This window comes from Sulfurihydrogenibium sp., from assembly GCF_028276765.1.
Classification (GTDB): Bacteria; Aquificota; Aquificia; order Aquificales; family Hydrogenothermaceae; genus Sulfurihydrogenibium.
On sequence record NZ_JAPYVU010000061.1, the window covers coordinates 1 to 8,774 of the forward strand.

At 32.3% G+C, this 8,774-nt stretch carries 8 protein-coding genes and 1 pseudogene; 7 read left to right on the forward strand and 2 right to left on the reverse strand.

Features of this window, described 5'->3' with window-relative positions; genetic code table 11:
* Positions 1-149: 149 nt before the first annotated feature.
* A complete protein-coding gene (locus Q0929_RS08195) occupies positions 150-752 on the reverse strand; it encodes a hypothetical protein (RefSeq protein ID WP_299239663.1) in 603 nt (200 codons plus the stop codon).
* Positions 753-835: 83 nt separating this feature from the next.
* Positions 836-1,240, reverse strand: a complete 405-nt coding sequence (locus Q0929_RS08200; RefSeq protein ID WP_299239666.1) for a hemerythrin family protein — start codon at positions 1,238-1,240, stop codon at positions 836-838.
* Positions 1,241-1,840: 600 nt separating this feature from the next.
* On the opposite strand from Q0929_RS08200, the gene secD reads away from it, so the two are divergent.
* The 7 genes and pseudogenes from secD to groL all read left to right on the forward strand — a co-directional run bounded on the left by secD (position 1,841) and on the right by groL (position 8,360).
* Complete coding sequence (secD, locus tag Q0929_RS08205; protein WP_299239671.1) at positions 1,841-3,379, forward strand: protein translocase subunit SecD; 1,539 nt, start codon at positions 1,841-1,843, stop codon at positions 3,377-3,379.
* A 10-nt stretch (positions 3,380-3,389) separates the two neighbouring features.
* On the forward strand, positions 3,390-4,313 hold the full coding sequence (gene secF, locus Q0929_RS08210; RefSeq protein WP_299239675.1) for a protein translocase subunit SecF: 924 nt from the start codon (positions 3,390-3,392) through the stop codon (positions 4,311-4,313).
* Positions 4,314-5,384 carry a histidinol-phosphate transaminase gene (hisC, locus tag Q0929_RS08215; protein ID WP_299239679.1) on the forward strand — a complete coding sequence of 357 codons (1,071 nt, stop codon included), beginning with the start codon at positions 4,314-4,316 and terminating at the stop codon, positions 5,382-5,384.
* The gene (locus tag Q0929_RS08220; protein ID WP_299239683.1) at positions 5,362-5,676 is read left to right on the forward strand and encodes a nucleotidyltransferase domain-containing protein; all 315 of its coding nucleotides are present in this window, start codon (positions 5,362-5,364) and stop codon (positions 5,674-5,676) included. Before hisC ends, Q0929_RS08220 begins: the two co-directional genes overlap by 23 nt.
* A pseudogene (locus Q0929_RS08225) lies at positions 5,663-6,053 on the forward strand (HI0074 family nucleotidyltransferase substrate-binding subunit). The gene Q0929_RS08220 and the pseudogene Q0929_RS08225 overlap by 14 nt, the downstream one beginning before the upstream one ends.
* Before the next feature lie 345 nt (positions 6,054-6,398).
* On the forward strand, positions 6,399-6,695 hold the full coding sequence (gene groES / locus Q0929_RS08230) for a co-chaperone GroES (protein ID WP_299239686.1): 297 nt from the start codon (positions 6,399-6,401) through the stop codon (positions 6,693-6,695).
* A 30-nt stretch (positions 6,696-6,725) separates the two neighbouring features.
* A complete protein-coding gene (gene groL / locus Q0929_RS08235) occupies positions 6,726-8,360 on the forward strand; it encodes a chaperonin GroEL (RefSeq protein ID WP_299239689.1) in 1,635 nt (544 codons plus the stop codon).
* Positions 8,361-8,774 lie beyond the last annotated feature (414 nt).

The following is an 8,774-nucleotide window of genomic DNA, read 5'->3' on the forward strand; positions in this document are numbered from 1 at the left end:
TTTCAATCTTATAAGTAGATGGAGAAAGGTTAAGACTTTTGTTGCTTATCTATATGCATATGCTATTGGTTATAGCTTTTTTAGAAAAAGTAAACTATGGAGGTAATTTCTCACCCGACGTATATTTTCTTTTTCCTATTTTATAAACTTTATATTCCAAGTTCATGTTTAAAGGCTTCGTTTACATCACAGTATTTTCTTGTAGCTCTAAATTCATTAATTTTATTGAAGAAAAATCTATCTTCAAGATCGTCATATTGAAGCTCATAAATAGCAAATTTGACAATATCTTTATCGGCGTATGTTTTTTCTCCTGATAAATAGCGTTCAGCTTTAATTAAATAGACTTTTTTACTGTTTTTTATTTTAACCAATCTAAAATCTCTCAATATACAATCGGCTCCTTCATGAGTGAATAGTTGATACTCTTCTTTGTCAGGCACATGACCGATTGAAATTACCTCTAATCTTTTTATATCCAATCTTTCTTGGTTGTTTATCTTCTTTGATAAATAAAAAGAAATTACAGAAAACGTATGAGCAGAAATATTATTTCTATAACCTTTTACAACAACATCCTTTTCTCCATCTCCATCTAAATCAAGATAATTTACACCATTAGAAATAACGGTTGACCAAGTTATATTTTGCTTTAAAGTTTTTATATTTTCTTTCTCCTTACCATATCCTTGATTTTGTATGACAAATAAGATAAAAACTAATAAAACCAAAAAAATTTTAAACCTTCTCATGTGTGTCCTCCTTCCCTAAACTCAAAAGTGAAGAAGAATATCTTGATTTTACTAAATTTCTCACCAGACGTATTACTTACATCTTAAACAAAATTTGATAAATACATTGCAGTTACAGTGTCCATTGTTTGGACATGATTTATAATCCATGGTTTAAAAACATTTTCAAGATAATCTTTTATTGTTTTTATATCTCCTTTCTCTTTAAGTATCTTTTCTAAGGATTTTAACTCATACAAAACTCTGTCATGTTCTGCTCTGTGTATTGGGTATGCAAAAAAGTTGTATTTTTCCATTAATCCTTGTTCAAATGTAAAATGATTAACAACATCATTTAAAAACTCATCAAAGTATTTTGAAATTTCAGCTATATCTTCATTTTTAACAATTGCATCATAAAGCTTATTTACTATTTCAATCTCTACATCATGAACTTTGTTCATATCATTTAATGCAACTCTTGGAATTTCATTCTCTTTTATTAACATTTTTTCATCTCCTAATTAAAGATTTTAAGACCATTATATCTGAATTTTAATTTAAAATCAATCTTATATAGAGAGTACTTTAAAATTTTAACCAAGTCTAAAAATAATTTAATTTTTTACCATCATTTTGAAGCCATGCGAAGAATCTCATCCATTTTTAACTATTACTTATTTACCTTTTTAAAAATATCCTTGGAACTAAAGTCCTCAGGATGGTCGAAAAAGATGAACTCATTTTACAAATACAATAAAACTTACAAATTACAGGAATTTTAGAACATTGCAATTACAAGCAGAGATGAGACTGTTCCAAAAACCCAAATCGTCATTCTGAGCGAAGCAAAGAATCTCATGTTTTTTCTTTTTAAATCAAAAAAGAGATCTTTTGGACTTCGTCCTCAGAACGACACGGAAAGGTAGGTTTGCAAGAATTTTGGAACACCCTCCAAGCAGAGATTATTTCAATTTCAGTATTACGGAAATTTTGGAATACCCTATTTTATGTATAGATTTTTGCCACGCAGTACCTTTTCACTTATCCAAACTGCCTTATGTGATAAAATAAAAAATTAAATTTATTTCAATTTAAAGGGGTATGCATTGAAAGCTGATGTAAAAATAAAGTTAGTAATTGTTTTTCTTTTGCTTGTTGGGTCTGTTTATCTAATGATGACAAAACAGCCAAAGCTTGGCTTAGATATCCAAGGTGGTGTAAGCATCACATTAAAAGTTGATATTGATAAAGTAATCAACGACCAATACGCACATCTTGGGAAGGACATAGAAAAGAAATTTAAAGAAAATGGTATAGAGCTTTTAAACTACAAAATAGAAAATCAATCTCTAATGTTGGTACTTTTAGACCCAACAAAGATAGACAAAGCAAAAGATGTTCTTAAAAAAGAGTTTCCGCAGATAGTTGTTGAAGATAAAGACGGCAATCTATTAGTTAGATTTACAGATTGGGAGTTAAACAGAATAAAAACTCAAACTATGAAGCAAGCGGTTGAGACTTTAAGAAACAGGATTGACCAATTTGGTACACTTTCTGCAAACATCACTCAAAAAGGTAAAGACAGAGTATTGGTTGAGATACCGGGTGTTATAGACTTAAACAGAGCCAAATCTATCATTGGAAAAACTGCACAGCTTGAATTAAAAGAAGTTGTAAATTTTGCTTTAAGCAAAGAAGAGTTGTTAAAAGATTATCCAAATGGTTTGCCTGATGACCTTGAAATCTTGGAAGGTCAAGAAGAAGTAGTAAACGGTCAGCCTGTAAAAGAATGGTTTTTAGTTAAAAAAACTCCTGTTATAACAGGAGCAATGCTTAAAGATGCAAGGGTCTCAACAGACCAAGCAGGAAATCCGGCGGTTAATTTTGAGCTTACATCAGAAGGAGCAGAAATATTTGGTGAAGCTACAAACAAAATGATTGGTAAAAGGCTTGCAATAGTTCTTGATGGAAAAGTTATGTCTGCGCCTGTGATTAGGTCAAGAATAACATCATCAGGGCAGATTACAGGAAGATTTACAACAGAAGAGGCTAACGATTTAGCGGTAGTTTTAAGAGCCGGAGCATTACCTGCACCGGTAGAAATAATAGAAGAAACAGTAATCGGTCCAACCCTTGGAAAAGAATCTATAGATAAAACTCTAACAGCCGGAATTGTGTCCTTTGTTCTCGTTGGACTTTTTATGATATTTAGATATGCAGTATCAGGATTTATCGCAGTAGTTGCACTCATTTTCAACTTAATGCTGCTTTGGGTGACAATGCTTTTATTTGATATTACCCTAACACTTCCCGGTATTGCAGGTATCATATTAAACATAGGTATGGGCGTTGATGGAAACGTTGTTATCTTTGAAAGAATAAAAGAAGAGCTTAAAAATGGTAAAACATTAAGAGTTGCTATAGAAGAAGGGTTTAAAAGAGGGTTTAATGCGGTCTTTGACTCACATATAACAGTAATAATCGCAGCACTTGCTTTACTTGAGTTTGGAAACGCACCACTTAAAGGATTTGCGGCAACACTCTCTATTGGTACATTCATAAACTTATTTACTGCTGTATTTTTAACAAAAATGCTGCTTGATTTAGTACTCGGCGGCAAAAAATACTTTAAATACGCTGTTTAGGAGACAGAAAATGAGAAATTTTATGGTAGAACCACCAAATATAGACTTTTTAAAGATTAGAAAAATAGGCTATGGGATATCTTTAAGTTTGCTAATATTAAGCTTTGTTTTGTTCTTTACAAAAGGGTTTAATCTTGGGCTTGATTTTACAGGTGGAACGTCGATTCAAGTTAAATTTAACCAGCAGATAAGGGTTTCTGATGTTAGAAATCTACTTAAAGACGTAGATTTAGCAGACTCTTTAATTCAAGAAGTAGGGACTAACAAAGATGAAGTTGAAATTAGAGTACCGGCTAAAAAGGGAAGTTCAAGCATTGTTCTTGAAAAAGTAAAAAAAGCATTAGATAGCAAATTCCAAGGTCAGTATGAGATAAGAAAGGTTGAGTTTATAGATGCCTTGGTTGGAAGCGAGATGGCAAAAGCCAGCGTGTATTCTATGATTTTTGTAATGCTTGGGATTTTACTTTTTGTAGGTTATAGATACGAGCCTTTATTTGCAATTGCAGCTGTAATTCCATTGTTCCATGATGCAATCATCACACTTGGTATATTCTCACTTCTTGGAAAAGAGATAGACCTTACGGTGATTGCGGCAATCCTAACAGTTCTTGGATACTCTTTAAACGATACAATCATCGTTTTTGATAGAATCAGAGAAAACATAAAAGCCCGTGGAAGAAAAAATATGGAAAGCATTATCAACAGAAGTATTAACGAAAACTTGGCAAGAACTATAATCACATCAGGAACAGCATTATTTTCTGTAATTGCAATATACTTTTTTGGTGGAGAATCTCTCCAAAACTTTGCATTAGCATTGCTTATAGGTATTGTTTTTGGTACTTACTCATCAATTTACGTTGCTGCACCTTTAATTTTAGAAGTTGAAAAGATTTTAAGAGCAAAAACAAAAAAAGAAACGGTAGGAGCGTAAATGAGATACTTAGAAAGGCTAAAAAATCTAAAAGCTTATAAAACAGAAACAACGCCTTGTAAAGTAAAGTTATCTTCAAACGAAAGCCCATTTGACCTATCAGATAAGTTAAAAGAAAGAATATCTCAAGAAATTAAAAAAATAAACTTTCAAAGATATCCGGACCCACATGCTACAAGGCTTAAAGAAGCAATAGCTAATTTTGTAAATTCAGAAGAAAATTTAAACATAACGTCAGAAAACCTTGTTCTTGGAAATGGTTCAGATGAGTTGATACATCTTTTAATTACAGTTATCGGAGATTTGAAAAATCCCGTTGCTTATCCAGTACCAACCTTTCCTATGTATCAAGTCTCTTCCGACGTAGTAGGAAGACCAAAGGTAGAGTTTGAGCTTGATGAAAATTTTCAGCTTACAAAAGAAGAGATAGATCAGACACTATCAAAAAATCCTGATGCTTTTTTCTTTGCATCTCCAAACAACCCAACAGGAAACAGCTTTAACAAAAGTTTAATAGAATACGTGATAGATAAAGGAGTTTTTACAGTAATAGACGAAGCATACATCCACTTTTCAGATAAAGAAAGCTTTTTAAAAGAAGCTCTGCAGTATGACAATGTGGTCGTATTAAGAACAATGTCAAAGGTAGGACTTGCAAGCATAAGACTTGGATATCTAATAGCAAAAAAAGAAGTAGCTCAAGAGATAAACAAAGCAAGACTACCATTTAACATTACTTACCCAACGCAAGTAATAGGAGAAATTGTACTAACAGAAGGATTAGATGAATTAAACCAGCAAATAAAAGTTGTAAAAGAAGAAAGAATAAGAGTAATGTCAGAAGTTTCTAAGATCAAAGATATAAAAGTATATCCCTCAGATGCAAACTTTTTCTTGATGAAAGTTCCAAACGGAGACCTGCTACATAAACAGCTAATAGAAAAAGGCGTCCTTGTAAGAAACATGTCTCATCTTCCAAAGCTTGAAAACTGTTTGAGAGTTTCTATTGGCAAAAAGGAAGAAAACGATGAATTTATAAAAGCAATGTTTGAAATATTTAAAAATGGATAAAGTAGAGAAAATAATTAACGATTTAGTTTATGTTTTGGTAGAAAAACTACAGCCAGAAAAAATATTACTTTTTGGCTCAAGGGCTAAAGGAGAAAATAAACCATACTCAGATATCGATTTAGCAGTTGAATTAAAACAAAATGTAGATTTTAGACTAAAAAGAAAGATAAAAGAGCTTGTAGAAGATATAAGCGGGATATATTCAGTAGATATTATTTATCTTAATGAATGCAGCGAAAACTTTAAAAACATAGTTTATGAAACAGGAAAAGTTTTATATGAGAAAAGTTGAAATTCTTCAAGCTTTAGAAAATTTAAACAATACTTTAGATAGATTAAGCGAAGCTGTTAAAACTGCAAAAACTGATTTAGAGATAGACGGTACAATCCAGAGATTTGAGTTTTCATTTGAGCTTTTTTTTGAAAACTCTAAAACTTGTATTAAAGTATTACGGCGTTGAATGTAATAATCCGAGAACTTGTATAAAAGAAGCATTTAGAAATGGTTTAATAGATGATGATGAAATTTTTCTTGATATGCTTGAAGATAGAAATTTAACGTCCCATATATATGACAAACAAACAGCAAATGAAATTTTTGAAAGGATTAAAAAATTTTATGCTTCTAAGCTACTTGAAACTGTAAGAAAAATTGAGAGCAAGATTTAAAAAGTTTATCTTCTATTTTGAATGAGAAATTATTTGTTTTTTTAGAATTAAAAAGGAGATTCTTTTAACTGAGACTGTTCAAAAAATCCACATCGTCATCATGAGGAAGAAGTCCGAAGGATCTTATTTTTTGATTTAAAAGAAAAACAGTAGATTCTCCATCTGCTATAGAACAACAATGTGGACTTTTGTAAACACTCTCCCTTAAATCTATTGAAAATTTCTCAAATTTGAGTATATTATTTATATATAACTTGACTTTATCAAAATCAATGCTATTGACAAGATTAAAAAGATGATATATAATATAAAATGAATTAAAATCTAAGAAGGAGGTAGGCGCAAATGGCAAAGTTAAAACCTTTGTATGACAGAGTTGTTATCAAAAGAGTTGAAGAAGAAGTAGCAAAAACTCCATCAGGAATTATTATTCCAGATACGGCGAAAGAAAAACCTCAAATTGGTGAAGTTGTAGCTGTAGGAGAAGGTAAAATGTTAGAAAACGGAAATATAGTTCCACTCAAAGTAAAAGTAGGGGATAAAGTATATTTTAGCAAGTATGCAGGAAATGAAGTTAAAGTTGATGGTGAGGAGTTAATCATTTTAAGAGAAGATGATATCTTAGCAATTATTGAACAATAAGAAAATAAAATAAACAGGAGGTGAGCGTAGATGGCAGCAAAAAGATTAGTTTATGGTGATGAGGCAAGAGCAAAATTAAAAGCAGGTGTTGATAAACTTGCAAATGCAGTTAAAGTAACACTTGGACCAAGAGGTAGAGAAGTAATTTTAGAGAAAAAATGGGGATCTCCAGTCGTTACTAAAGACGGTGTATCTGTTGCAAAAGAAATAGAACTTTCAGACCCATACGAAAACATGGCAGCTCAACTTGTTAAAGAAGTTGCATCTAAGACAGCAGACGTTGCTGGTGATGGTACAACAACAGCTACAGTATTAACTCAAGCAATCTATGAAGAAGGATTAAAAGCAATTGCTTCTGGTGCTAATCCAGTTTATGTAAAAAGAGGAATTGATGAAGCTGTTAAAATAGTTGTTGAAGAACTCAAAAAAATATCTAAACCAGTTACTGGAAGAAAAGAGATTGAACAAGTTGCTACAATCTCTGCAAACAACGACCCAGAAATCGGTAAAATCATTGCAGATGCAATGGAAAAAGTAGGAAAAGATGGTGTAATCACTGTTGAAGAATCTAAATCTGCAGAAACTGTATTAGAAGTAACAGAAGGTATGCAGTTTGATAGAGGATACTTGTCTCCATACTTTGTAACAAATCCAGAAAAAATGGAAGCTGTGTTAGAAAATCCATACATCTTAATCTATGAAAAGAAAATCAGCAATATAAGAGAGCTTTTACCAGTATTAGAAAAAGTTGTTCAAACAAACAGACCACTTTTAATAATTGCTGAAGATGTTGAAGGAGAAGCTCTTGCTACATTAGTAGTAAACCATATCAAAGGAGTATTAAGAGTATGTGCAGTTAAAGCTCCAGGGTTTGGTGAAAGAAGAAAAGCAATGCTCCAAGACATTGCTATCTTAACAGGTGGTACGGCAATCACAGAAGACCTTGGAATCAAACTCGAATCTGTTGATTTAGATATGCTTGGTCAAGCTGATAAAGTTGTTGTAGACAAAGATAACACTACAATCATTGGCGGAAAAGGAAATCCAGAAGATATTAAAGCAAGAATAGAGCAAATCAAAAAACAAATTGAAACAACAACTTCTGAATATGACAAAGAAAAATTACAAGAAAGACTTGCTAAACTCGCCGGTGGTGTAGCTATCATTAAAGTTGGTGCTGCAACAGAAGCGGAATTAAAAGAGAAAAAAGACAGAGTTGATGACGCAGTACATGCTACAAAAGCTGCAGTAGAAGAAGGCATTGTTCCAGGTGGTGGTATTGCATTATTCAGAGCATCAAAAGCACTTTGTAACGTGAAAGAAGAAAACCCAGATAAAGCTTGGGGTATCAAGATTGTTGAAAATGCTTGCAAAGTTCCACTAAAACAAATTGCTTATAACGCAGGATTCGAAGGATCTGTGATAATTGAAAAAATCAAAGATGTTGACAATATAAACTACGGATTCAATGCAGCTACTGGTGAATATGTAGACATGGTAGAAGCTGGTATCATCGACCCAACTAAGGTTGTAAGAACAGCTCTCCAAAACGCTGCATCTGTCGCAGGAACAATGCTTACAGCTGAGTGCTTAGTGGCAGAAATTAAGGAAAAAGAAGAAAAACTCCCAGGCGCAGGCGGTGGAATGGGAGACATGGACTTCTAAGATAAATTCTTAAATTCAATAAATGTATTGAAGCCCCCTTAACGGGGGCTTTTTTGTTTTTTACAAGCCTTCTTTCCTTTTCATCCAACAGCGAAATGAAGGAGCTCTTTTTTGATTTAAGAAGAAAAGTCATGAGATTCTTCGCCGGCTACAGAATTACGATTTGAGTTTTTGGAACAGTCTCATAAAAAACACAAAAGAGTATCAGAATAGTTCTTATACTTTAGTATTGTCAAAATTCACCAATTTCTTGCTCCCAAGATATAATGTCTATATGTTATAATTTTAAAATACGTCGGGTGAGAAATTACCTCCATAGTTTACTTTTTCTAAAAAAGCTATAACCAATAGCATATGCATATAGATAAGCAACAAAAGTCTTAACCTTTCTCCATCTACTTATAAGATTGAAAT